This is a genomic window from Mesorhizobium sp. P3_A10 (assembly GCF_056403175.1).
Window position 1 is genome coordinate 251,583 of record NZ_JBFUFZ010000007.1, and the last position, 22,257, is coordinate 273,839.

At 60.5% G+C, this 22,257-nt stretch carries 25 protein-coding genes and 1 tRNA gene; 9 read left to right on the top strand and 17 right to left on the bottom strand.

What is annotated here, in order from left to right; translation table 11 throughout:
• Nucleotides 1-103: 103 nt before the first annotated feature.
• The gene (locus AC1DXU_RS25025) at nucleotides 104-2,107 is read left to right on the top strand and encodes a PAS domain S-box protein (RefSeq protein ID WP_477373267.1); all 2,004 of its coding nucleotides are present in this window, start codon (nucleotides 104-106) and stop codon (nucleotides 2,105-2,107) included.
• Nucleotides 2,108-2,138: 31 nt separating this feature from the next.
• Here the strand turns inward: AC1DXU_RS25025 and AC1DXU_RS25030 are convergent, their stop codons facing one another.
• The 7 genes from AC1DXU_RS25030 to AC1DXU_RS25060 form a co-directional block, all read right to left on the bottom strand.
• Nucleotides 2,139-3,017, bottom strand: coding sequence for a 3-hydroxybutyryl-CoA dehydrogenase (locus tag AC1DXU_RS25030; RefSeq protein ID WP_477318200.1), 879 nt, complete (start codon nucleotides 3,015-3,017; stop codon nucleotides 2,139-2,141).
• 116 nt (nucleotides 3,018-3,133) lie between these two features.
• Nucleotides 3,134-4,063 (bottom strand): electron transfer flavoprotein subunit alpha/FixB family protein, encoded by a 930-nt coding sequence (locus AC1DXU_RS25035; protein ID WP_477318202.1) that lies wholly within the window; start codon nucleotides 4,061-4,063, stop codon nucleotides 3,134-3,136.
• A gap of 24 nt (nucleotides 4,064-4,087) precedes the next feature.
• A complete protein-coding gene (locus tag AC1DXU_RS25040) occupies nucleotides 4,088-4,837 on the bottom strand; it encodes an electron transfer flavoprotein subunit beta/FixA family protein (protein WP_477246590.1) in 750 nt (249 codons plus the stop codon).
• A 161-nt stretch (nucleotides 4,838-4,998) separates the two neighbouring features.
• Nucleotides 4,999-5,787: a rhomboid family intramembrane serine protease gene (locus AC1DXU_RS25045; RefSeq protein ID WP_477373269.1), complete on the bottom strand. Its 789-nt coding sequence runs from the start codon at nucleotides 5,785-5,787 to the stop codon at nucleotides 4,999-5,001.
• Between the two features lie 27 nt (nucleotides 5,788-5,814).
• A complete protein-coding gene (locus AC1DXU_RS25050; RefSeq protein WP_477318208.1) occupies nucleotides 5,815-6,396 on the bottom strand; it encodes a cob(I)yrinic acid a,c-diamide adenosyltransferase in 582 nt (193 codons plus the stop codon).
• Nucleotides 6,397-6,424: 28 nt separating this feature from the next.
• Nucleotides 6,425-6,616 (bottom strand): twin transmembrane helix small protein, encoded by a 192-nt coding sequence (locus tag AC1DXU_RS25055; protein WP_477246596.1) that lies wholly within the window; start codon nucleotides 6,614-6,616, stop codon nucleotides 6,425-6,427.
• Between the two features lie 24 nt (nucleotides 6,617-6,640).
• On the bottom strand, nucleotides 6,641-7,507 hold the full coding sequence (locus AC1DXU_RS25060; protein ID WP_477373271.1) for an SDR family oxidoreductase: 867 nt from the start codon (nucleotides 7,505-7,507) through the stop codon (nucleotides 6,641-6,643).
• Nucleotides 7,508-7,567: 60 nt separating this feature from the next.
• Between AC1DXU_RS25060 and AC1DXU_RS25065 the strand changes: the two genes are divergently transcribed.
• Nucleotides 7,568-8,416 carry a YihY/virulence factor BrkB family protein gene (locus AC1DXU_RS25065; RefSeq protein WP_477373273.1) on the top strand — a complete coding sequence of 283 codons (849 nt, stop codon included), beginning with the start codon at nucleotides 7,568-7,570 and terminating at the stop codon, nucleotides 8,414-8,416.
• A 97-nt stretch (nucleotides 8,417-8,513) separates the two neighbouring features.
• Here the strand turns inward: AC1DXU_RS25065 and AC1DXU_RS25070 are convergent, their stop codons facing one another.
• Complete coding sequence (locus AC1DXU_RS25070) at nucleotides 8,514-9,410, bottom strand: DMT family transporter (RefSeq protein ID WP_477373275.1); 897 nt, start codon at nucleotides 9,408-9,410, stop codon at nucleotides 8,514-8,516.
• A 187-nt stretch (nucleotides 9,411-9,597) separates the two neighbouring features.
• Here AC1DXU_RS25070 and AC1DXU_RS25075 point away from each other — a divergent pair, with 187 nt between their 5' ends.
• The gene (locus AC1DXU_RS25075) at nucleotides 9,598-9,885 is read left to right on the top strand and encodes a hypothetical protein (protein ID WP_477271037.1); all 288 of its coding nucleotides are present in this window, start codon (nucleotides 9,598-9,600) and stop codon (nucleotides 9,883-9,885) included.
• 67 nt (nucleotides 9,886-9,952) lie between these two features.
• Here AC1DXU_RS25075 and gluQRS read toward each other — a convergent pair whose 3' ends face one another.
• Nucleotides 9,953-10,831 carry a tRNA glutamyl-Q(34) synthetase GluQRS gene (gene gluQRS / locus AC1DXU_RS25080; RefSeq protein ID WP_477373277.1) on the bottom strand — a complete coding sequence of 293 codons (879 nt, stop codon included), beginning with the start codon at nucleotides 10,829-10,831 and terminating at the stop codon, nucleotides 9,953-9,955.
• A 74-nt stretch (nucleotides 10,832-10,905) separates the two neighbouring features.
• Here gluQRS and AC1DXU_RS25085 point away from each other — a divergent pair, with 74 nt between their 5' ends.
• Both AC1DXU_RS25085 and AC1DXU_RS25090 read left to right on the top strand, forming a co-directional pair.
• Nucleotides 10,906-11,547, top strand: coding sequence for a DNA-3-methyladenine glycosylase family protein (locus AC1DXU_RS25085; protein ID WP_477373279.1), 642 nt, complete (start codon nucleotides 10,906-10,908; stop codon nucleotides 11,545-11,547).
• Between the two features lie 128 nt (nucleotides 11,548-11,675).
• On the top strand, nucleotides 11,676-12,233 hold the full coding sequence (locus tag AC1DXU_RS25090) for an HNH endonuclease (protein ID WP_008874122.1): 558 nt from the start codon (nucleotides 11,676-11,678) through the stop codon (nucleotides 12,231-12,233).
• 149 nt (nucleotides 12,234-12,382) lie between these two features.
• Here the strand turns inward: AC1DXU_RS25090 and AC1DXU_RS25095 are convergent, their stop codons facing one another.
• Together AC1DXU_RS25095 and AC1DXU_RS25100 are read right to left on the bottom strand one after the other, a co-directional pair.
• Nucleotides 12,383-12,901, bottom strand: a complete 519-nt coding sequence (locus AC1DXU_RS25095; RefSeq protein WP_477373281.1) for a disulfide bond formation protein B — start codon at nucleotides 12,899-12,901, stop codon at nucleotides 12,383-12,385.
• 47 nt (nucleotides 12,902-12,948) lie between these two features.
• Nucleotides 12,949-13,536, bottom strand: coding sequence for a YqaA family protein (locus AC1DXU_RS25100; protein WP_477373283.1), 588 nt, complete (start codon nucleotides 13,534-13,536; stop codon nucleotides 12,949-12,951).
• Nucleotides 13,537-13,716: 180 nt separating this feature from the next.
• Between AC1DXU_RS25100 and AC1DXU_RS25105 the strand changes: the two genes are divergently transcribed.
• Nucleotides 13,717-13,801 (top strand) — tRNA-Leu (locus AC1DXU_RS25105).
• A gap of 6 nt (nucleotides 13,802-13,807) precedes the next feature.
• On the opposite strand, the gene AC1DXU_RS25110 is transcribed toward AC1DXU_RS25105, so the two are convergent.
• From AC1DXU_RS25110 to AC1DXU_RS25120, 3 genes are all read right to left on the bottom strand, one after another.
• On the bottom strand, nucleotides 13,808-14,671 hold the full coding sequence (locus AC1DXU_RS25110) for a tyrosine-type recombinase/integrase (RefSeq protein WP_477373285.1): 864 nt from the start codon (nucleotides 14,669-14,671) through the stop codon (nucleotides 13,808-13,810).
• Nucleotides 14,672-15,756: 1,085 nt separating this feature from the next.
• Nucleotides 15,757-16,440 carry a hypothetical protein gene (locus AC1DXU_RS25115; RefSeq protein ID WP_477373287.1) on the bottom strand — a complete coding sequence of 228 codons (684 nt, stop codon included), beginning with the start codon at nucleotides 16,438-16,440 and terminating at the stop codon, nucleotides 15,757-15,759.
• Nucleotides 16,441-16,504: 64 nt separating this feature from the next.
• On the bottom strand, nucleotides 16,505-16,723 hold the full coding sequence (locus tag AC1DXU_RS25120; RefSeq protein WP_477349610.1) for a hypothetical protein: 219 nt from the start codon (nucleotides 16,721-16,723) through the stop codon (nucleotides 16,505-16,507).
• Between the two features lie 136 nt (nucleotides 16,724-16,859).
• Here AC1DXU_RS25120 and AC1DXU_RS25125 point away from each other — a divergent pair, with 136 nt between their 5' ends.
• Nucleotides 16,860-17,081, top strand: coding sequence for a DUF6471 domain-containing protein (locus tag AC1DXU_RS25125; RefSeq protein ID WP_477373289.1), 222 nt, complete (start codon nucleotides 16,860-16,862; stop codon nucleotides 17,079-17,081).
• Between the two features lie 460 nt (nucleotides 17,082-17,541).
• Here AC1DXU_RS25125 and AC1DXU_RS25130 read toward each other — a convergent pair whose 3' ends face one another.
• Both AC1DXU_RS25130 and AC1DXU_RS25135 read right to left on the bottom strand, forming a co-directional pair.
• Nucleotides 17,542-19,851, bottom strand: a complete 2,310-nt coding sequence (locus AC1DXU_RS25130; RefSeq protein WP_477373291.1) for a primase-helicase family protein — start codon at nucleotides 19,849-19,851, stop codon at nucleotides 17,542-17,544.
• Nucleotides 19,848-20,285 carry a helix-turn-helix transcriptional regulator gene (locus AC1DXU_RS25135; protein ID WP_477373293.1) on the bottom strand — a complete coding sequence of 146 codons (438 nt, stop codon included), beginning with the start codon at nucleotides 20,283-20,285 and terminating at the stop codon, nucleotides 19,848-19,850. The genes AC1DXU_RS25130 and AC1DXU_RS25135 overlap by 4 nt, the downstream gene beginning before the upstream one ends.
• A 227-nt stretch (nucleotides 20,286-20,512) precedes the next feature.
• On the opposite strand from AC1DXU_RS25135, the gene AC1DXU_RS25140 reads away from it, so the two are divergent.
• Nucleotides 20,513-20,977 (top strand): hypothetical protein, encoded by a 465-nt coding sequence (locus AC1DXU_RS25140; protein WP_477373295.1) that lies wholly within the window; start codon nucleotides 20,513-20,515, stop codon nucleotides 20,975-20,977.
• Between the two features lie 354 nt (nucleotides 20,978-21,331).
• Nucleotides 21,332-21,889, top strand: coding sequence for a hypothetical protein (locus tag AC1DXU_RS25145; protein WP_477373297.1), 558 nt, complete (start codon nucleotides 21,332-21,334; stop codon nucleotides 21,887-21,889).
• A 235-nt stretch (nucleotides 21,890-22,124) separates the two neighbouring features.
• On the opposite strand, the gene AC1DXU_RS25150 is transcribed toward AC1DXU_RS25145, so the two are convergent.
• Entirely contained in the window at nucleotides 22,125-22,250 is a 126-nt protein-coding gene (locus AC1DXU_RS25150; protein WP_477373299.1) for an excalibur calcium-binding domain-containing protein, read from the bottom strand.
• Nucleotides 22,251-22,257 lie beyond the last annotated feature (7 nt).

Here is a 22,257-nt window from a genome sequence, read left to right on the forward strand (position 1 = left end):
ATGCCGGCAACTGTTTGCGGCCAAACCATAACGACGGTGCCGCCGGCGCAACCTTTCCTTAAAATCGATCATTCAGGGTTTTTGCGGGGACATGCGACTATGCATGGGGATCGCACACATCGTGACATGGCAGGAATTGAAGGGCTTGAGACCTGACCGGCACGCAGTTCTGGCGTTGCTGGCGGTCATTTTTTTTGCGACGGCTGCATCGATCCTGTTGTCGCGGCTGAACGCCAGTGCCGAAGCCTTGAGGCTCTGCCTGCAGATAGCGGTCGCCATAGCCGCGGGCGCGGTTTTCCTTCTGGCCCTGTTCATCCGCCGGGTCAGGGACGATCACCGGCAGATCGCCGAGAGCGAGCAGCGCTTCCGTCGCGCCATGGAGGATTCGGCGATCGGCGTCGTCATCGTCGGCCTCGATGGGCGCATTGTGCAGACCAATCCCGCCTTCGCCACCATGCTTGGCTACAGCCGCGCGGAAATAGAGGGGCTGACCTTCTTCCAGATCACGCATCCTGACGATCTGCAGATCGGCAAGGAAACGATGGAGAAGCTGAGAGAGGGCAAGGTCGATTCCTACCACTTCGAAAAGCGCTACCTCAGGAAGGACGGAACGCCGGTGTGGGCTCACCTCGCCGGCTCCGTCATCCGCGACGAGCGCACCGGCCGGCCGCTGTATCTCGTCTCCCAGATCGAGGACATCGACGCACGCAAGCAGTCGGAGGCGCGCATCGCCGAAGCCGAAACGCGCTGGAATTTTGCGCTGGCCAGCGCCGGCCAAGGTGTCTGGGACCTCGACATGCGCAAAGGCGGCACGACCTATTCCTCGACCTGGGTGAGCATGCTGGGCTACTCGGACAGCGAGCTGAACGGCGACCCCGACCGCTGGCTGACGATGATCCATCCCGATGATCGCGCCGTCGTCGCCGCGGCCGACCGCGCCCATCTGGAAGGCAAGACGCAGTATTTCGAAGCCGAATTCAGGATGCGCCACAAGGACGGCCACTGGATCTGGATCCTCGATCGGGGCAAAGCGCTGGAGCGAGACGATGAAGGGCACCTGATCCGGGCCATCGGCAGCCTGACCGACATCACCCAGCGCAAGGAGGCTGAAGAGCGCCTCATCGTCTCGGCGGCGATGCTGGCCGATGAAAAGGAACGGCTGCGGGTAACGCTGCAATCGATCGGCGACGCTGTCATCTGCACCGATGCGGCAAACCGCGTCACCTTCATGAATCCGGTTGCCGAAAAGCTGACCGGCGTTGAAGGCCGCGAGGCACTCGGCAAGACGCTCGGCCATGTCTATTGGGCGGTCGACGAGGAAACCGGGCAAAGGATCGGCGTGGCGCGGCCTGCGATCAACGGCTCCAGCCCTGCCGACCAGAATAGTCGTGCCGTGCTCATCCGCCGCGACGACACGCGCTGCAGCATCCGCCAGGTCGTGTCGCCGATCATGAATGAGCGCAATGAGTTCTGTGGGCTGGTCATCGTCTTTCAGGATTTTACCGATGCGCGCGCCTTGCAGCGCCAGCTCGCCTACGCCGCCGCCCATGACGCGCTCACCGGCCTTGCCAACCGCTCGAGCTTCATCCGCACCATGGAGGAACTGGTCGATCAAAGCCGCGAAGCTGATGCGGCAAGTCCGACCCGGGGCGCGCATCAGTTCATGTTCATCGACCTCGACCACTTCAAGCTGGTCAACGACACCGGCGGTCACGCCGCCGGCGATGCCTTGCTGAAGCGGGTCGCCGATGCCATCCGCGGTGCTCTTGGCTCTGACGACATCGTTGCCCGCCTGGGCGGCGACGAATTCGCGGTGATCCTGAAGTCGGGTTCGGCGATCCGCGCCAAGGTTGCCGCGCGATCAATCATCGATGCGATCCGCGGCCTGAGTTTCGCCTGGGATGGTCGCCATCATTCGATCGGCGCCAGCATCGGGCTGGCCCCGATCCATGCCGGCTACGGCGAAGTCGACGAGATCATCGCGCGGGCCGATGCCGCCTGCTATGCAGCCAAGGCTGCCGGCCGCGGATGCGTTTCCATGGCGCCGGACGAGAACGGTACTGACGACAAGACCGAGGCGCCCGCGCCACTCGCCGTGGCGTCGTAGGACACGCGCTGCTTATCTTACGGTTTTGGGTTCAGCGCGTCGGGACGGGATGCTCGCCGCGATAGTCGTAAAAACCGCGCCCGGTCTTGCGGCCGAGCCAGCCGGCCTCGACATATTTCACCAGCAGCGGGCAGGGGCGGTATTTCGAATCCGACAGGCCGTCATGCAGCACCTGCATGATCGACAGGCAGGTGTCGAGGCCGATGAAATCGGCAAGCTGCAGCGGCCCCATCGGATGGTTGGCGCCGAGCCGCATGGCGGTGTCGATGGCGTCGACCGAGCCGACACCCTCGTAGAGCGTGTAGATCGCCTCATTGATCATCGGCAACAGGATGCGGTTGACGATGAAGGCCGGGAAATCCTCCGAGACCGTGATCGTCTTGTCGAGCTGCTTTACATAGGTCTTGGCCGCCTCGAAGGTCTGGTCCTCCGTGGCAATGCCGCGCACCAGTTCGACCAGCTTCATCAGAGGCACCGGATTCATGAAATGTATGCCGATGAAGCGTTCCGGCCGGTCGGTCTGCGCGGCGAGCCGGGTGATCGAGATCGACGAGGTGTTCGTCGCCAGGATGGCTTCCGGGTTGAGCTGCGGACAGAGCTGGGCGTAGATCTTGCGCTTGACCGTCTCGTCTTCGGTCGCCGCCTCGATCACCAGATCGGCACCGGCAAGATCAGCCATGGCCGGCGCTGCCGAAATGCGCGCCATCGCATCATTTCGGACCTTTTCGTCAAGCTTGCCGGAGCCAACCTGACGCGCCATGTTGCCACTGACGGTAGCAATGCCCTTTTCGATGCGGTCGGGCGAAATGTCGTAGATCAGCACCTTGAATCCGGAGAGCGCGGAGACATGGGCGATGCCACCGCCCATCTGGCCCGCGCCGATGATGCCGATCGTCTCGATCTTGCCCATTACACCGATCCCGTCATATGGCCTTTGCGGCCTGCTTTTGTGCGGTGCAAACTAAAAGGGCGGGGCGACTTCGTCTACCCCGCCCCTCACTATTTAATACGCTTTGCCAGAAAGCGTCAAAGCGCCTTTTGCAGTTCCGGCAGAATGACGAAAAGGTCGCCGACGAGGCCGTAGTCGGCAACCTGGAAGATCGGCGCCTCCTCGTCCTTGTTGATGGCGACGATGACCTTGGAGTCCTTCATACCGGCAAGGTGCTGGATGGCGCCGGAGATGCCGACGGCGATGTAGAGGTCGGGAGCGACCACCTTGCCGGTCTGGCCGACCTGCCAGTCGTTGGGCGCATAGCCGGCGTCGACTGCGGCGCGCGAGGCGCCGACGGCGGCACCGAGCTTGTCGGCGACGGGCAGGATGACTTCCTGGAATTTCTCCGCCGAACCCAGCGCACGGCCACCCGAGATGATGATCTTGGCCGAGGTCAGCTCCGGACGGTCAGTGTCGGAGAGCTTGTTCTCGACGAAGGAGGACAGGCCGGGATTGGCGGCCGCCTTGACGGTCTCGACCGCGGCCGAGCCGCCCTCGGGCGCCGCCTGGAAGGAGGCGGTGCGCACCGTGATCACCTTCTTGGCGTCGGTCGACTGCACCGTCTGGATGGCATTGCCGGCATAGATCGGCCGCTTGAAGGTGTCGGGCGACACGATCTCGATAATCTCGGACACCTGCGCCACATCAAGCAGGGCCGCGACGCGCGGCGCGACATTCTTGCCCGACGAGGTCGCCGGGGCGATGATGGTGTCGTAGGCGCCGGCCAGCGAAACAACGAGTGCCGCCGTCGGTTCGGCGAGGCGCTCGGCAAGCTCATCGGCTTCAGCGAGCAGCACCTTGGTCACGCCCTTGAGCTTGGCCGCCGCGTCAGCGGCGCCCTTGGCGCCCTTGCCGGCAACCAGAACGTGGACGTCCGAACCGATCTGCAGGGCCGCAGAGAGCGCCTTGGCGGTCTGGTCGGAAAGGGTTGCGTTGTCGTGTTCGGCAATCAGAAGAATAGCCATGTTCTTGTCTCCTTTTCCGATCGCTTACAGCACGCCGGCTTCGTTCTTGAGCTTGTCGACCAGTTCGGCGACGCTCTTGACCTTGACGCCCGCCTTGCGGCCGCTCGGCTCCTCGGTCTTGATCACTTTCAGCCGCGGCTTGACGTCGGCGCCGTAGTCGGCCGGGGTCTTCTCGTCGAGCTGCTTCTTCTTGGCCTTCATAATGTTGGGCAAGGAGGCATAGCGCGGCTGGTTGAGGCGAAGGTCGGCGGTCACGATCGCCGGCATCTTCAATTCCACCGTCTGCAGGCCGCCGTCGACTTCGCGCGTCACCTTGGCCTTGTCGCCGTCGATCACGACTTTGGAAGCGAAAGTGCCCTGCGCCCAGCCCAGAAGGGCTGCCAGCATCTGGCCGGTCTGGTTCGAATCGTCGTCGATCGCCTGTTTACCGAGGATGACGAGGCCGGGCTGTTCGGCGTCGACGACGCCCTTCAGCACCTTGGCGACGCCGAGCGGCTCGGTCTGCTCATCGGTCTTGACCAGGATAGCGCGGTCGGCGCCCATGGCGAGCGCGGTACGCAAGGTTTCCTGCGCCTGCTGCGGTCCGATCGAGACGACGATGATCTCGTCAGCCTTGCCGGCCTCCTTCAGCCGGATCGCCTCTTCGACCGCGATTTCGTCGAACGGGTTCATCGCCATCTTGACGTTGGCCAGTTCCACCGCCGAACCGTCGGCCTTGACGCGAACCTTAACATTCGCATCCACAACCCGCTTCACGGGCACAAGGATCTTCATTTCCTGTCACCTCTTTCAAGATAGTTGGGCGCGCTATAGCAGCGTGTACCCCTTCAGAGTTGTCGAAAGCCGACATTCCAGACGGAATTCTTGCCGGATGGTGGCGCTTCCGTAGTTGCGCCAACCCTGCTCGTCAATATCCGAAACCTACTCAAATCGGTTCAGTCCGGGCCGGAAGCGCTGCCTCGACCCCAGCGTGGCGCCGCGGGCGGCTGGCTCGCGGCCGGCTCGACGGCAACGGGCTGGTCCGCGGCTACAGCGGGCTCGTCGTCACCGGCAAGCAACGGCACGCCGCGGCTGCGCATAATGAGCACCAGCACGCCGCCGGCAATGATGCCGCCAATATGGCAGGCCCAGGAAATCTGGTTTTCGCCGCCGGCTGCAAACATCACCATCTGGAAGCCGATCCACAGGATGAGCGGGATGAAGGCCGGGATGCGCAGCGGAATGCGGGCAAAGACCAGCACCCATACTTTCACCCTGGGATAGAGGATCAGATAGGCGGCGACCACGCCGGCGATGGCGCCTGAGGCACCGATCAGCGGCACTTGCGAATCCCACGCCACCAGACCCTGGAAAGCGGCTCCGGCGATGGCGCACAGGAGGTAGAAGATGAGGTAGCGGATATGGCCGAGCGCGTCCTCGACATTGTCGCCGAACACCCACAGGAACAGCATGTTGCCGCCGAGGTGGAAAATGTCGGCATGCAGGAAGGCATAGGTGAGGTAGCTCAGGCTTTCGGGAATGACGACGAATTGCGGCGCCAGTTCCACCTTGTCGTGAACGACGGACGGGATGAAACCGAGACCGAGCACGGCGGCATTGTTGAAATCCTCGCCGCCGAGCGCGGTGACCAGGTAGATGAGCGTGTTGAGCGCGATCAGGCCGATCGTCACATATTGCAGCCGGATATGTCGCAGCCTGTTGGTGTCGTAGAGCGGGATGAACATTCAGGGACCCTCCCGCGTCGGCAAAATTCAGCGGTTCTTGCCGGGAATCCATAACACGTCGGCGTTTCCATTGTCATTGACCGCACGTGCGGCGACAAACAGAAAGTCCGATACGCGGTTGATGTATTTGATGCCCTCGCGGTTGACATGCTCGCGCGGGTCTTGCGCCAGCGCCACCATGATCCGCTCGGCCCGCCGCGCCACCGTACGGGCGAGGTGGAGGGCGGCCGCTGCCGGCGTGCCGCCGTTCAGCACGAAGGATTTGAGCGGCTCAAGGTCCTTGTTGAGAAGGTCGATGTCTTTCTCGATGCGGTCGGTCTGAGAGGCGATGATACGCAGCGGCTCGTAGCCGAGCGGCTTGCCGTCGTCGGGCACGGCGAGATCGGCGCCGAGGTCGAAAAGGTCGTTCTGGATGCGGCCGAGCATCGCGTCGATCGACGGATGGCTTGTCGCGGTGTGGACCCGGGCCATGCCGATGCAGGCATTGGTTTCATCGACCGTGCCATAGGCGTCGATGCGTGGATCGGATTTCAGCCGTCGTTCACCACTGCCGAGACCGGTGGTGCCGTCGTCGCCGGTGCGGGTGTAGATCTTGTTGAGCTTTACCATGCTCTGCCTCCCGAATCGGCTGGTGCCGTCATTTGCGGGTGAAATACACCGCCAGCAGGATCAGCGCCAAGGCCACGGCCTGCAGCAGCACGCGCGCCTGCATCAGCTTGTTCGAGGTCATGCCGGAGCCGCCGCGCATCATGTTTATGAGACCGCGTATCAGCACGATCACCACGGCGACCATGACGAGGACGGCGAGGACATTGAAGACGGTTGCCATAGTCTGTTTCCAGTTTGATTGCGTTCAGGCGCGTTTGGCAAGCATGCGGTAGAGCGCCGATGCCGGCAGAAGGCGTTTGAGCATGACGCCGATTTTAGCCGGCACTGTTACCACATAGTGCGGGCGCGGGCGCCGCGACAGAAGCGCATGGCGCAAGGCCACATGAACCACCTCCGGTCCGGGTTTTAGCCGCGATATGCTGCCGCCGGCCCGCAGCCGGGCCAGCTGCGCCTCGTAGGCGACGCGGTGAACGGAGTTTTCGTGGTCGATGTTTTTCAGGAACCACAACAATCCATTGCTGGCGATTTTCGACGTCACCGGTCCCGGTTCGATCAGCGAGACATGGACGCCGCTGCCATGCAGCTCCTGATGCATGCACAGCATCAGCCCTTCGATCGCGTGCTTCGAGGCCGAATAGGCGCCGCGAAAGGGTAGAGGCGTCAGCCCGAGGATCGAGGAACAGTGGACAAGGCGGCCATGGCCCTGGCGGCGCATGACCGGCACGATGTGGCGGGTGAGGTCATGCCAGCCGAAAAAATTGGCCTCGAATTGTTCTCTCAGTGCTGCAACCGGCAGGTCTTCGACCGCGCCGGGTTGCGCATAGGCGCCATTGTTGAAAAGCGCATCGAGCCGTCCGCCCGTCCGCTCCAGCACGGACGCCACCAGTGCCACGATGGATCTGGGCTCGCGGTAGTCGAGATAAAACGCTTCGATGCCGTCGGTTTCGAGGGCGGCGATGTCGCCGGGCTTGCGCGCCGTGGCGAACACCCGCCAGCCCTCCGCCTTGAGTGCCCGGGCGCAATACGCCCCTATTCCGGAAGAGGCGCCGGTGACGATGATGGTGCGCAACTCCTGCGCCGGAGAAATCGTGGTTTGACCAAGGGTTGCCATTTGCCACAATCACTTCCCATATTCGCGGCGTCGAGACAATCGAAGGGAACGCGGCTCTTGATGCGGAAGATCGTCGTGCTGCGCCGCGTGCTCTATGACGCGCTCGGCCATTTCAACACCGACGACGGCTGGGCGATGGCCAGTCATCTGGCGATCACCTCGCTGATGGCGCTGTTCCCGTTCCTGATCTTCGCCACGACGCTGGCGAGCTTCCTGGGCGCGCAGGCGTTCTCGGACACGGCGGTGCACCTTGTCTTCGACACCTGGCCCGAGCAGATCGCCAAGCCGATCGCGCGCGAAGTGCTCAACGTGCTGACCGTCAGGCGCACCGACCTTTTGACCTACGGCGTGCTGCTTGCCGCCTACTTTGCCTCGAACGGCATCGAGGCGCTGCGCACCTCGCTCAACCGCGCCTATCGCGTCTCGGAAACGCGCGGCATCATCTACCGCCGGGTGCAGAGCATCATTTTTGTGCTGATCGCCACCGCGGGCTTCCTGGCGATAAGCGTGCTCCTGGTGTTCGCGCCGCTGCTGGCGCGGCTCGCCGAAGCCCATATCGAAGGGATCAAGCCCTATATGGGGACCATCACGCTATGGCGTTTCGTCATCGCCTCCGTGGTCATTGTCGGCGGGCTGTTTGCCGTGCATTTCTGGCTGCCGGCGGGCAAGCGCCGCCTTGTCTCGATTGTGCCCGGCATCATCTTCACGCTGGCGGCATGGCTTGTCGGCTCGACCGTCTTTGCCAGCTATCTCGATCACTTCTCGTCCTATGTGACGACCTATGCCGGCCTTGCCTCGATCATGATCGCGGTGGTCTTCCTGTATATGCTCTCCGCCATCTTCATCCTCGGCGGCGAGCTCAACGCCGCGATAAGCCGCTATCTCGAGGCGCGAGCGCGGGTTGGATGAGCCGGTGCTGGACGAATTGAGGAACTAGGGAACTGAGGAATTGAGGAAAAAGCGCCATATCTGGCGTTGTATGCTTCTTCTCCAATTCTCCAGTTCCTCAATTCTGCATTTCCACAATTCTTCCCTTGGCTGGCCGAGCCGTGGCCAGGCCGACGCCGAGCGTTGCGATCGCCATGCCGACAAGCTGCACCAGGTTGAGCTGTTCGCCAAACAGCGCCCAGGCGATGACCGCGGTGACGGCGGGGACCAGGTAAAACAGCGACGCGACCTTCGACATTTCGCCGTCGCGGATCATCACCATCAAAAGGAAGATGGCGCCGATCGACAGCACCAGCACCAGCCAGGCCATGGCAAAGATCAGTTCGCCGTTGATGATGACCGTGTGCGTCTCGAAGGCGAGCGAGGCCAAGGCCATCAGCGCGGCGCCGCCGACATATTGCCACATCGTCGCGGCCACCAGGTCGCCGCCGGAGGCGAAGCGCTTCTGCCAGACGGTGCCGGCACTCATGCCCAGCACCGAGACAATCGAGGCGACCAGGGTTTCGGCCGTCACGCCACCACCGAGAGCGCCGAGCTTCGGCCAAAGCACAATGATCACTCCCAGCAGGCCGACAGCGAGGCCGACCCAATGGCGCGGCAGGATGGCTTCGCCGAGAAACCTGCCGGCGAGCACCGCCGTGATCAGCGGCTGCAAGCCGACGATCAGCGCCGAAAGCCCGGCCGGCATCCCCCTGTGGATCGCCCAGAACACGGCGCCGAGATAGATGCCATGCATCAGGATGCCGGCAACGGTGGCGTGGAGCGCTTCCGTGCGGGTCGCTCTCTTCGAGCCAAGCACCACCATCAGGCCGGCCAGCAGGACGGTTGCCAGGACGAAACGCACCGCCAGGAAGGTGAATGGTTCGGCCCATGGCATGGCATAGCGCGCACCGATGAAGCCGGTTGCCCACAAGACGACAAAGGACGCGGGGATGAACCGCTTGAGACTGTGCATTTTAAGGGGGCGCCCGTGTTCGGTGAGGATGCGTTCGGTAAAGAGTCGACTACCGCGATTGCTCTAATGCTGTTCATTGCGGCAAGCAAAACGAAACATTTGATTTATAAGCTCATTCGAATTTAACCGGTGGCGCCAGGACTGTCGGTTGATCCCGGTGTTTCGGCTTCGACAGGAGCGGGCAGGCATGCTGTTGCATCTCGACACAAGCTGGTTGCTGATGACGGTCGCGTCCGTCGCTGTTTTCGGTTTCTTCTTCGGCGCGGCGCTCGATGCCATCATGAAGGAAGACGGTTTCGGCTCCAGCGGCAACACGCTGTTGTTCACCTTCGGCTTCTTCTTCGCGATCATGGTCGCGAATGAACATGGCATCAGCCTGAAAGATCTCAAGCTCGCGGTCGCCTGGGGCCTGGGCGGCGCCTTCACCTTCATCAGCGTGCTGGCGCTGGTCAAGGCCGGGCTGGCCCGCTGGTAACGGGTATGTCGATATTCAGGTGATGCCGGCCTGCGAATGGCTGATACCTGCGCTTCCACCGAAACAGCTAGAGAAGTCCGACCTGCCGTCTGACATCGTCAGGTGATGCACCTGCCTCGCGTTGCGCGGCAAGTCCGGTATCGCCAAGGCTTTTCGACAGTTTTCGTCCGTCCGGTCCGAGGATCAGACGATGGTGAAAGTATTTTGGCGTCGCAAGGCCGAGGATGTCCTGAAGCAGGCGCTGCACGCCGGTGGCGGAAAACAGGTCCTGGCCGCGCACGACGTGGCTGATGCCTTGCAGCGCGTCGTCGACGACGACGGCGAGATGGTAGCTGGTCGGGATCTCGCGGCGCGCCACGATCACGTCGCCCCAGTCCCGCGGCCGGGCTTCCACCGTTCGGGTTGAAGAAAGCGTCGCGTCGGAAAACTCGCTCCATGCGAGGTCCTTGCCGACGCGCGCCAGCGCTGCCTCGACGTCCAGCCGCCAGGCGAAGGGCGCATTTTCGGCGATCCGCCGCTTGCGCTCCTTGATCGGCAACGCCTTGTCCGCGGCGGGATAGAGCGGCACGCCATCCGGGTCGCGCGGCCAGTCGCGGCCGCGGCTTTCGCTTTCGGTGATGAAAGCTCTAATGTCGCCACGGCTCATGAAGGCGGGGTAGACGAGCTCTTCCTGGATCAGCCGGTCGAGCACCGCCTCATACTCGGCGAAATGATCGGACTGACGACGCACCGGTTCTTCCCAGCCGAGGCCGAGCCATTTGAGGTCGCGAAAGATGCCAGCCTCGAATGCCGGGGTGCAGCGCGTCGTGTCGATGTCCTCGATGCGCAGCAACAGGCGTCCGCCCGCCGCCGTTGCCAATTTTTGATTGAGCAGCGCCGAATAGGCGTGGCCGAGATGCAGTTCGCCATTCGGGCTTGGTGCGAAGCGGAATGTCAGGAGTGTCATCTCTCAAGCAGCAATCGGATTGTGCAGCAGTTTCGCCAATTGCTACGCTGGGCTCAGTGCAGGAACAAGCAAACATGCAACGCATCGCCAACCTCGACGACGTCGCGCGAGGCCTGGACGCGCTTTGCCTAATCGACCCGCGCCTGGAAAAGGTGCGCGACATGGCCGGCGAGGTGCCGCTGCGGCTCTCGGAGCCGGGATTTCGAAGTCTGGCGTCAATCATCGTTTCGCAGCAAGTGTCCCGCGCGAGCGCCGATGCCATTTTCGGCCGGCTGACGAAACTCGTCGATCCGCTGACGCCGCAAGCGATCCTTGCCGCCGATGAGGCGATGTTTCGCGAGGCCGGACTGTCGCGGCCGAAGCAGCGCGGCCTGATCGCCATTGCCCAGGCAGTCGTCGACGGCCTCGACCTCAATCACCTCTGCCGGCTCGACGCCGGCGAGGCGATCGCGGCGATGACGGCCGTGCCGGGCATCGGTCCATGGACGGCGGAAGTCTATCTGTTATTTGCCGCCGGACACCCCGATGTTTTCCCGGCGCGGGATGTCGCGCTGCAAACGGCGGTCGGCCACGCGCTCGGTATCGAGCCGCGTCCGCCGGAGAAAACACTGATCGCTTTGGCCGAATCATGGAGCCCATGGCGAGGTGTCGCATCGCGACTTTTCTGGGCCTATTATCGTGAGCTGAAGGGCAGGGACGCCGCGCCTCCCGCCTGAATCCGCAAAAAAGCATTAAAATCATGCGCTTTTGGCATGTCATGTGGCCGACATGCCGCTTCACATCCCTGTCATGTCGGGCTTACAGTATCCGCGCCGATCGGTTCTTGAACTAGGAGGTCAACAAGGTGACGGTTGCCGTATCTCCGGATGGGCTCCCTGCGCTGGTGCTGAATGCGGATTACCGTCCGCTCAGCTATTACCCCCTGTCGCTCTGGTCGTGGCAGGACGCCATCAAGGCGGTGTTCCTCGACCGGGTCAACATCGTCGCCGAGTACGAGCATGCCGTCTCGTCGCCGACCTTCTCGATGAAGCTGCCGAGCGTCGTCAGCCTGAAGGCCTATGTGAAGCCGTCCAGGCATCCGGCCTTTACCCGGTTCAACGTCTTCCTGCGCGACCGTTTCCAGTGCCAGTATTGCGGCACGCCGGAAGACCTGACCTTCGACCACGTCATTCCCCGCCATCGTGGCGGTGCGACGACGTGGGAGAATGTCGTCGCCGCCTGCTCGCCCTGCAATCTGAGGAAGGGCGGCATGATGCCGGCGCACGCCAAGATGTGGCCGCTGCAAAAGCCCTATCAGCCGACGGTGCATGACCTGCACAATAACGGCCGCCTGTTTCCGCCCAACCATCTGCATGAAAGCTGGATGGATTATCTCTACTGGGATGTCGAACTGGAACCGTAGAGTTCGGCAGAAATCCGCGAGCCCGGTCGTCTGGCGCAGCTTTCTGCGCTTCCGGTGCTCACGTACTTAAGTACGCTCAGCTCCGGTTCTCGAAAGCCGCGCCAGCCGTTCCGGGCTGGCGAATTTCTGGACGAACTCCGGGTCGCAGATCAGTCCCGAGAGAAGGCGCCGCGGAAGGCGACGGCGGCCAGGATGAAGCTGGCTATGGCGTTCCAGCCGGCCAGCGACAGGCCGAGGATGCGCAAGGCCGCCTTGTCGCAGGAGGGCGGCACGAATTTGTCGAGCGCGTCGAGCACGCCCTTGCCGCCGGTGTCCACCGGTCCCGCACCCGCGGTGCAATCGGTAGGACCAGCCCACCACGCCCATTCGACACCGGAGTGATAGACGCCGAGATAGAGGCCGTAGAGCATCAGCAGGCCGCCGATGCCGAGCAGCGCGCGGGTCAGCCATGCGGGCGCGTGCAGCACCGAGGCAAGCACGGCCAGCAGCATCAGCGGTGCGCCGATATAATAGGGGGTGCGCTGCTCCAGGCAGAGATGGCAAGGGATGTAGCCGCCGATATGCTGGAAGGCCAGTGCCGAGCCGACGGTGGCGGCCATGGCGACGGCAAGAAACAAGGCTGTTCGTGTCCGTTGGCGTCCGGCGTCGGCATCCATGGTGGCTGTCATTGATTGTTCGTCCATTGAGTTCGCCGCCCGCCCAAACGCATCCTTGCTCAGAATGCGTATTTGACGACGATATAGAGCAAAATCAGGGCAGCGGCCGCAGCACCCGCGATCAAACCGAGGCGCCTTTCGATGAATTCACGGATCGGCTCGCCATAGCGGCGCAGCAGCCAGGCCAAAAGCAGGAAGCGGCCGCCACGGGCGACGATGGCCAGCATGACAAACAGCAGCAAAGGCACGCCGATGACGCCGGACAGGATTGTCACCACCTTGATCGGCGGCAGGTGGGCAGCACCCGAGGTGATCAGCATCAGGATGATGAAGCCGGTACCTGCCCCGGCGCGCAGCGCTTCGAACTCGTCATACTTGCCGTAGAATTCCAGGATCGGCCGGGCGACGGCGTCGTAGGCATAGTGGCCGATGAACCAGCCGGCGATGCCGCCGAGCACCGAAGCAACGGTGGCGATCAGGGCATAGCGGTAGGCACGGTCCGGCCGTGACAGCGCCATCGGCAGGAACAGCACGTCGGCCGGCACCAAAAACACGGAGCTTTCGACGAAAGCGATGAAGGCCAGCCACCATTCGGCGGATTTCCGTGCCGCCAGCGACAAGGTCCAGTCGTAAAGTCCGCGAAGCATCGGCACTCCCTGTGGCATGCGCCGTTTGTCTAGAAAGATTTTCCGCGCTGCACAATGGCCGGGACCTGACGAAAGCGAAAGGTGAGGTTTTGACGCAAGGCCGCATCGGTGGAGAATTGGCCAGTTGACGAACAGGCCTCCAACCGTATAGTCCGCGCCCATCCAGGCCTTCAGGCCTGAGCCCCTATGGCGGAATTGGTAGACGCGCTCGACTCAAAATCGAGTTCCGCAAGGAGTGCTGGTTCGATTCCGGCTAGGGGCACCACCACCGTCATGGAGGTGTTGATTTGCCGGAGCTTTTTCTGATCTTTGTCCCACTTTCCGTTGTCAATTTTTTTGGTGGGACAATTTCGTCCTGATTTTGTTCCGGAATAGCCAAGAGGTGGACGGCTTGTCCGGCCATCCGACGGCGTTGCGCCTTCCTCGTGTAGTGCGTGGTTTGCTGCTTGGTGGTCCAACCGAAAATCGCCATGAGTTGCTCGTCCGTAGCGCCGTTCTCGGCTGCTATAGTGGCTCCTGCTTTTCGGAGGCCGTGAAGGGTGCAGTGGGGCAACTCTGCTTGATCGCACCAGTCCCGCATTTTGTTACCAAGTGAATTTACGGTGAACGGTTTTCCCCACTCCGACGTCAAGAAGGTCAGGTCGCCACAACCACTGGCGTCGATTGTCGCCCTCAACTGAGGAAGAATGGGGAGCTCCACCTCCACTCCTGACGAGTTGCTGGTCTTCTGAGGGCGGATGTGTAGCCACCCATTCCTCACGTGTTGGCGTCCGAGGATCGCAAGATCCTGGCGACGCAATCCTGTGAACAGTCCCAGATGCAGTGCCAGACGTGCCTTGCTGCCGGGGGGATGGCGTGCCTCGAACTGACGTACCTCTGCGAGGGACCATGTGTGAAATCCATCGCCAGATTTCAGGCGCTTGATCCCGAGAACTGGATTGCTCCGGACGATCTCGTTCTCAACGGCCCAACCGTACATAGCCGAGATGACCTTCACGACCTCATTCTGGGCACCTGGCGTCGAACGGAGATCATCTCGAATTTCGAGGACGTGCTTCCGCTCCAGAAGGTCGAAGGGGAGTGTCCCTCGCTTGCTGCCGCTTTTGTGTTCGCTGTTGCAGATTTCATCGAGCACCGATGACCGTCGAGCCAAGATTTTGGGTGAGAGCCTTACACGTCGTTTGTACTCCTGGCATAGCCAGCGAAAGGACCTCTTGGACACCGGTTCATTTCGGTCAGCAGTGCCGCTGACCTTCAGAGGCGCGTAGGGAACGTTTAGCCGAGCACAGGCCACCTCGGCCTCAAACTCCTTTGTCCCCGGCTTCTCCCGTAGCCGGACTTTGGACCGGCCAAGGGCGCGAAAGTACAGGCGCACATTTCCATGTCGGTCACGATCGGGGGAAACGCCCTTTGGTAACTTTCTAGGCATCAGTTCCAGGGGTTGTTTGATGGGGACGAGGTGCCCAATCCATTGGACTCGCCCCGATGTGGGATCGCGCGGAAGGCGGCAGCTACTTCCTCCACGTCCCAAAGAAGGCGTGAAGCAATTGGCCTTGGTTCTGGCATTTGGCCCGCAGCCACTAGCTGGGTGAACAGAGACGAGCCGATCCCGATGAGCGCGGCAGCTTGGTCAAGATTAACCGCGACAGGTGCGAGGTTGTCTGGCAGTCGGCTTGACGGTCGCTTCATCCGATGTCGGCTCAAATCACGTGGAACTTGCCCGAGATCTAGTTCGTTGATCGCCACGGTTCCATGGGTCTCCGGCTTGGTACTATAGGGGAAGTGGGTTTTCACCGCTGAGTAACCTGTGGTGGCCCGTGCTATTACTCGAAAAAGCGAATTTTTATGCGGGGCATGGATGGGACTATTCCCAGCATTGCGCGGCTCCTCCTGTCTAAAGAGGGTGTACTCCTTCCGCCGCCCGCCCCAGGTGCGCGGGCGATCGATAAATCCGGCCGCCGAGCCAATTCGAAAACGCTCCGGCCAACGGCCGAGTTGCGAAACGGAAATGCCTTCTGAAAATCCACCGGGCCCCGGCCGCTGCTCGTCGTCTGCAATGGGATTGCTGTCCGAGCAGACGCCCTTAGGCGCCCGGAGAGACGCCAAGGTCGACCAGATGCACAAAACGCGGCGAGAGCAGTGGAACTAATGTGGGCGTTGAGGAGGGTCATTGAGTGATCGGAGGCTTGTATGAGAAAAAAGGCACAGTGCGCGGAATGCTCATTGAGGATCATCCTTCAGCACCATACGCGCGACGGCCTCCCGAAGCCTCACGGCCGACCGCTGGCCGCGCTCCTTGATCATCTCCTGCAGACGGTCAGCGGGAATGGTTGGAACGAAGTCAGCGGCGGTTAACTGGCCTTCTTGATAGGTGAAGTTGAGCGCCACAGACCCGACCAATGTTAGGTGCTGAGCCAGGAAGGACGACAGTTCGGCAAGGCGGGCGGCATGAGCATACAGAAGAGCGGCAGCTGCTGAGGATTTCCGAATGACGACGTTGCTGACGAGCAACTCATATCCCTTCCACCACATCAGCTCCCCAAGGCCCCGCCATGGGACCGAGTCATAGGACCGGGCCGAGGCCGCATATCTGGCGACAAAGTCTTCGTCGTACAGAATGTCGTGGTCCCCGCGGGCCCAGTTGATCTCTGCATTACCCTTCTGGTTGACCCGGGCGTCAAGGAAGACCCGAGGCCGCCTGTTCTCGTTGGTCAGAGCTGCGCTCCAGTTTAGCGGGTCGAGCAGGATGGCGACATGCTTCTTATCGAGACCGCAATCGTAGGCGTCGTAGTCAAGCATCCATGAAAGTTCCTCGATCAGTTTGGATGTTCCGGCGAGGTGGCGCTCACGCGCCAGCGCCAGATAGTCGGAGGACGAAATGGACGGGTCGAATGGCTCAGTCATCGTGAAAAGTCCTGTGGAAGGTGGTGGTTGGGTGCCGTGGAATTTTCGCTGTCGGATCGTTATGTTAGGAGCGAGTCATCCGTTCGAAGCGGCCCAACATGTGGTGGTAAACCTCGGGGGCCTCGTAGCCGGCCTCGGTCATCATATTGGCGGCCCGTTGCATCGTTGTAATCGTTGACCCGAGGGCGTGCAGGTCCTCGTCGTCATAATGGAGGTCCAGCTCCGAGGAGAGCTCGCGAAGGAGGGCGGTCAGAACGTTTGCCGTTGTCTGGTTGAGGGTCATGTATAGGGTTTCCTGTCTATGTTGAGTGATTGCTAATATATCATATTCAGTATGAAACTGAATGTTTGAGATAGATAAATATGGAACTGGGTCGCGCAATAGGTCGAGCAACATTTTTTTCGCGGAGATTGTCCCGATGACCGAGACCGAATGGCAGCGGCTGCTCAGCGGGCTGGTGAAGGCTGAGTTGAAACTGCGAGGGCTCAGCTACGCCGATCTGGTCGAAAAGCTGGCCGACATCGGCGTTCACGAAAAGGAGGTGAACATCGCCAACAAGCTTTCACGAGGAAGCTTCACGGCGGTGTTTTTTGCACAGTGTCTCTTCGCCGTCGGATCGCAGAGGCTGAAGCTCGACTGACATTCGTCGGGGCGCCGGCGCCTGGTCCATGCAGTGAGGTAGACGCAGCTACCGCAACTGGTTGTGCTGTCGGGTAGAGGCCCTTGGACTGGCCCAGGTCCTGGCGCAGGCGGGCAGAAGAATTGGGAACAGAGCGAATAACGACGACGCTCACCGATTGGGTCGGCAGTTCCGATTTCACCGGCCCGAAATAGAAGCTTGGTTGTCCAGCACAAAGATTTTGCGGCCACACCTCAGGTGCCGGCCAAGCCGGGTGCCCCGAGGTCCGAGAAGGAAGCTAACGGTTTCACCAGGGCATCCCCCGAGGTACGGGGTAGGCTGAGGGGGGAATACGCGCAGTGCCGCAGTAGGTGGGGGGCGGTTCCTAGTTCTCAGTTTTCGAGCGTTTGAAACTTTTAGCTTTATACATTCCATGTAGAAAGTTTCTAAAAGTCTGAGAACTCAGGAACTAGGAACCGAGTCACACGCTCTGTTGTCGAGCCGTTTCCTGGAGCAATCCAAGAACGACCCCAGACGGAGCAACCACCCCCTCGTAGTGAGCCTTGCGCTCCGCGTGAGTGGCTAGCAGCCACCGTTGCGGGTTACGCAACGCCCACAGGTCCACCGTGGAGCCGTTTGACAGCTTAGTCTTTTGCAGTTTCCTGGCGCCCAATTCCTGGAGCCCCCTGGTGACCTTGGAAGAAGATGGCCCACTGGCCATGGACAAGGGGTGCGCGAGCAGGGAGACGATCTCTTGAACCGTCACCAGGTCCCTTCGTATGCGGTCGGTTCGGAGCAGCTCTTGAACATCCGCCGCAACGGGCGTCCTGCTGGCTTCAATAATCTCGGTCTTTGCCTCGGTCACGGGCGGTCGAGCATTCGGGGACCATGCCGAGATGTCACGCTGCAGCAGTCTGGCCTTGAAAGCAGCAAACTGCCGAACACCGATGGTGAAAAGGCGATCGTAGTAGGCCTGGTCGCGTGCCGGCGCGTCAACTCGGAAGACCGCATTCCGTCGTTCGCCCGGTTCGAACACGGCCGGTACAGCGTGATTGGTGTGGATGAAGATACCCCGCGGCGACCTGACTTCATGCGCTCTGATGTACTTTTCGTTGGCCACAACCTTTTCGCTGGTGAACCATGGCTTCAGCGCGTTCGTGACCTCCCATTTGGATGACGTTGCCATCTCCTCGATGATGAGGACCTGTTTGTTGCCCAAGGCGCGCTTGTAGTCACTCGCATGGATCGCGGCATCATCGACCTTAACGTTCTGCTCCCCGAAAAGGCCCGTCAGCAGGTCGTTGATGAACGACTTGCCAACCCCAGGCTCTCCAATCAGCATTATCGCGTGTTTGACCTTGATGGCCGGATGCTGAAGCAGGTGAGCGAGATAGTCCAGCACCCAAGCTCGTTCGTGATCCTTCGGAAGCAGAAGCGCGAAGTGCTCGTCAATGACCTCGGTACTGCCAGCCCTTGCCTCCAATCCTCCGGGTCGCCACTCGTTCAGAACGGCCGTGCCTTCGGGACGCCGGATGATCAACTGCTGATCACCTGCGATGTAATCCGTCCCAATGACCTTTGGCGACCGAGCATCGTGAATGAAAAGGCTGTGGACCCTTTCGAGGCGGTGAGCGAAATGATTGTTGAAGGAGATGGCGGGCAACGCCGTCATATCTCCAGAGACCGGATGGTATGCGTCTGTCTGAGCAGAAAGCACAAATTGCGCCTGCAATTCGAGCAGCTTTTCGTCCCCGAAAGCGAGCTTATATGGCGACACCATATCAGCGGCCTTGAACGGGCACCGCGCGCATGCCGATGAACCAAGGCTGGTCTCGATATCGAAGCATGTCCGCGGCTTGACCTTTCTGGCATGCCGGAGCTTTGCTGCTGTGTCGTCTTCACGGTAGCGGGTACTGTCCAAGGCCGACAGTCGGTGGAAACTGTCTTCTCCGTCTTCACAATGTGCAGCGAGCGTCGCCGCAGCGTACCATTCTGGCTCGCTGACCTCTTGGGGCGTCTCCGAGAGCCGACGCACAAACCCACAGTGCTTTTCGATTAACGTGAACTCACCACCTTTGCGTTCGACTTCTACCGCCAATGTCGCCGGCGTTTTATCCGCAGTTCGTCGATGGGTTCCGGCACCAATCAACATCTCGTAGTCAGCGACGGTAAGGCGGTCCTGTGTTTCTGACACCAACTCAACGACGCGAAGATCATCGTACTTCCAGTTACGGGTGCCGACCGGGCGAGTGATCCGGGCCAGGTCTGACACATTGTCGAGCGCCCACCCTCGGGTCTGCAGGGCGTTTCGGACGATCGCAGTGACTCCTTCAGTGACCGCGGCCGCCCTAGCTCGGTCAACCTTTTCGGCCAGGATCAGCGGTTCGTCGAACAGATAGTGGAGATACAGACCACCACCGCTTGCGACAATTCTGGATGGTTCGGGGAGGGCCGTTTGTCGGAGGACTGCGAGTGCGTCAGCTGCCGTCGGAGCATAGTTCGGCTTGGCGTGCTTGCCGCTAGCCAGATCGAGATCGAGGAGAATGCCCGGGAGCACACTGGCCCTGTCCGCAGCCCTGGACGGCTCGGAGAAAAGACACCAACCGACGTAAGCGCTTTGACGGCTGTTTTGAGTGTGCACCCAGGCCTCAAGTTGTGGTCGCTGCTCAGGCCATCGAAAGAACTGCTGCTGCTTGTTTGCGTACCCACAAGCAAATCCGGTGGCACCATTCCAGCCAGCGGCGAAGGCCTCCAGGTTCGGCTGCTGCGGTTGTTGATCAGTCGTGCTCATTGCGGCGTCCTCGCGGTAGAGGCCAGCGCCGACAAGTCGCAGATGCGCACTTCGGGAACGTCGGTGTCTTCGCAAGACAGGAACACCGGCTCATGGTCTGGCAGATCGGCGACGACGTAGCTGATCCACGGTCGCAAATGCAGTGACCCGTCTTTCAACTCGAAGACGGCGTAGCGCATACCCAAATCGATCACCGAGTATTTTGCCGTCACGATCTCAAGGTAGATGGAACCAGAGCGGGTCCCCAGCGTGAAGCCCACGCAAGGATCGTTCTCAGGTCTCAAGAATCTCTCGATTTCGTCTTCGGAGTAGCGCGGCTTCCCACCGATCAGTTGTGGCTTCGGCAATTTGCCGTTGGCGGCCATTCGAGCGACGGTCTTCTCTGAGACACTCAGCCGGATCGCAAGGTGCGTTGGGGTCAACAGTCTCTTCATTCTTAAATCCTTTGGTTTGGATACTGCCCGACAGTGGGCGCCAAAGGGTAGATGGGCTGGCAGCAGAGACCTTGCGACTTGGGGCTGCAGCATAGTGCAGCACCCGATTTGATGGGATGGTGGAAGCGATCGGAACTGTAGACCTATGTACTGTCCACCCGTGGCTGCCATGCTGACAAAAATCTCCTTGCCGCCGATGGGTCGCGACATTTGTAGGGATGCTTTTGATGAGAGATCTGAACAGCGGCATTGAATACGACTACTCTAGATGGACACCGCAGGGCGTCGCCACAAGGATCGACGTTCTAAGGTTTGTAATGGCCGCAACGGCCTCAAATCTCCCACCGTGGCGCCCGATACCGTCTCGTCTTGCAGCACAGTTTCTGGGAACTTCCTTGCAGGTCCTCGCGAATTATAGGGTCCGCGGTCTAGGTCCCGTTACCGAACCGATGCGCAGAGGACAGGGGAACCGCATATACTATCGCCCGGACAAGATCGCCGAGTGGCTCTCGGGTGGGAAATGTTCCGATTGGCAGTTTTCGGCGTTGTGGCTTCGGCGGATGGGTATGGCGCTCGATGTGGTCAGCGAGGATGCTGTCCACGAACGCATCGCGCAGTTGGAGCGCGTGGATAATTTGTTCCCCGCAGTTAACCGGCTGTGGCGAAATTTTCGGGAAGTCGAGACGGCTTAGTCCAGTGAAATGATTGTACAAAACGCGAGGAATTATCACGTTTGCCTGTGCATCTCGTATCGACCCAGCGGCTTGGACGAATCTTGGGTAGGAGCAGGAGTATGCTGCCACACCAACTCACCCCACGCACGGCGGGATGAAGAACTCTTTTGCAAGATCAATCGCACCGGCGCGGAGGCTTCCAGCGGCGCCTCTCAAAATGGTAACGCGCAACGTCCCAACTCGCGATCGGTGTTTCTGAGCGATACTCTAGGGTAAGTGGATTGCGATCATAGCAAGACGTAATCGACTTTCCTATTTCACGCTTCGAAGTCAGCGCGTGGTGTGCTGGCAAAAAGTAAAAGAAATAGGAATATGATGATTATCCCGGAAGTTGTTTCGATTGCGGCTAAATTCATGAGCAGAAGATGGGGGTGCAATTTCCTCTACATCAATTCCGATTTCGATGAAGAGGCGATTCGGTGTATTGTTAAGGAAACAGAAGCAGCAAAGAGAAATGGGTACGCTATTTTGTTTGTTGACACTGGCTACGGCAAAGAGGCGTGTGTTAAAACAATTGTGTCATACCTCAATGAGATGTACTTTTGGATTGGCATCGTTGTTCTTAACCGATGCGATGGTGTTGGTTCAGCGATGCTTACAGATTTTGACGAAGTTTGGGCGGACGAGCCCGAAAAACTGGAGCAAATGTATGAGAGTGGGATTTTCCACGCACTCGATGGCAAGAAATGTTGGTCCGAATTCAAATTTCACCAGGAGATCTGGGAAGAGCGTGACGACGGGATGTTCGAGAAGGACCTGATGGATATCACGGACGAGGTCCGGCGCAATATGGCCGATGCGCAAGTGACCGATGAACAGCCCCGTAAGATTGCGTACTTGGAAAAGGCGGCAGCGAGCAAGGCGAGTTAGGCTATAGAGAGCTTGTCCACCGATCGCTGATCTCTAAGTCCTCGCCAGCGTTTGAGGTCTTAGTCGGAGCAGTTTCTTTCTAGTCGCGCCGGCAGGTTTGGCCCACCATCTAGGAGGAAGAAGTTAGCCCGTCGGCCTCGGTCGGCGGGTTTTATTCCAGAGCCTGGGTTTGCTCGTCGGCTTGAAGTTGGAGATCTTGGGTACCTAGACGCTGACCCCAGCCGTCTCCTCACTATCACAGGCTTTCGCAGGCTACGCCGTCACCGCCCCGATCCAGCTTCCGGCCCCATGAACAGTTCTGCAGATACCCTTGGGCCTCGTCGCATGAGCTGATTGCCCACACGTTCGCCTCAATGCGCACGACAGAC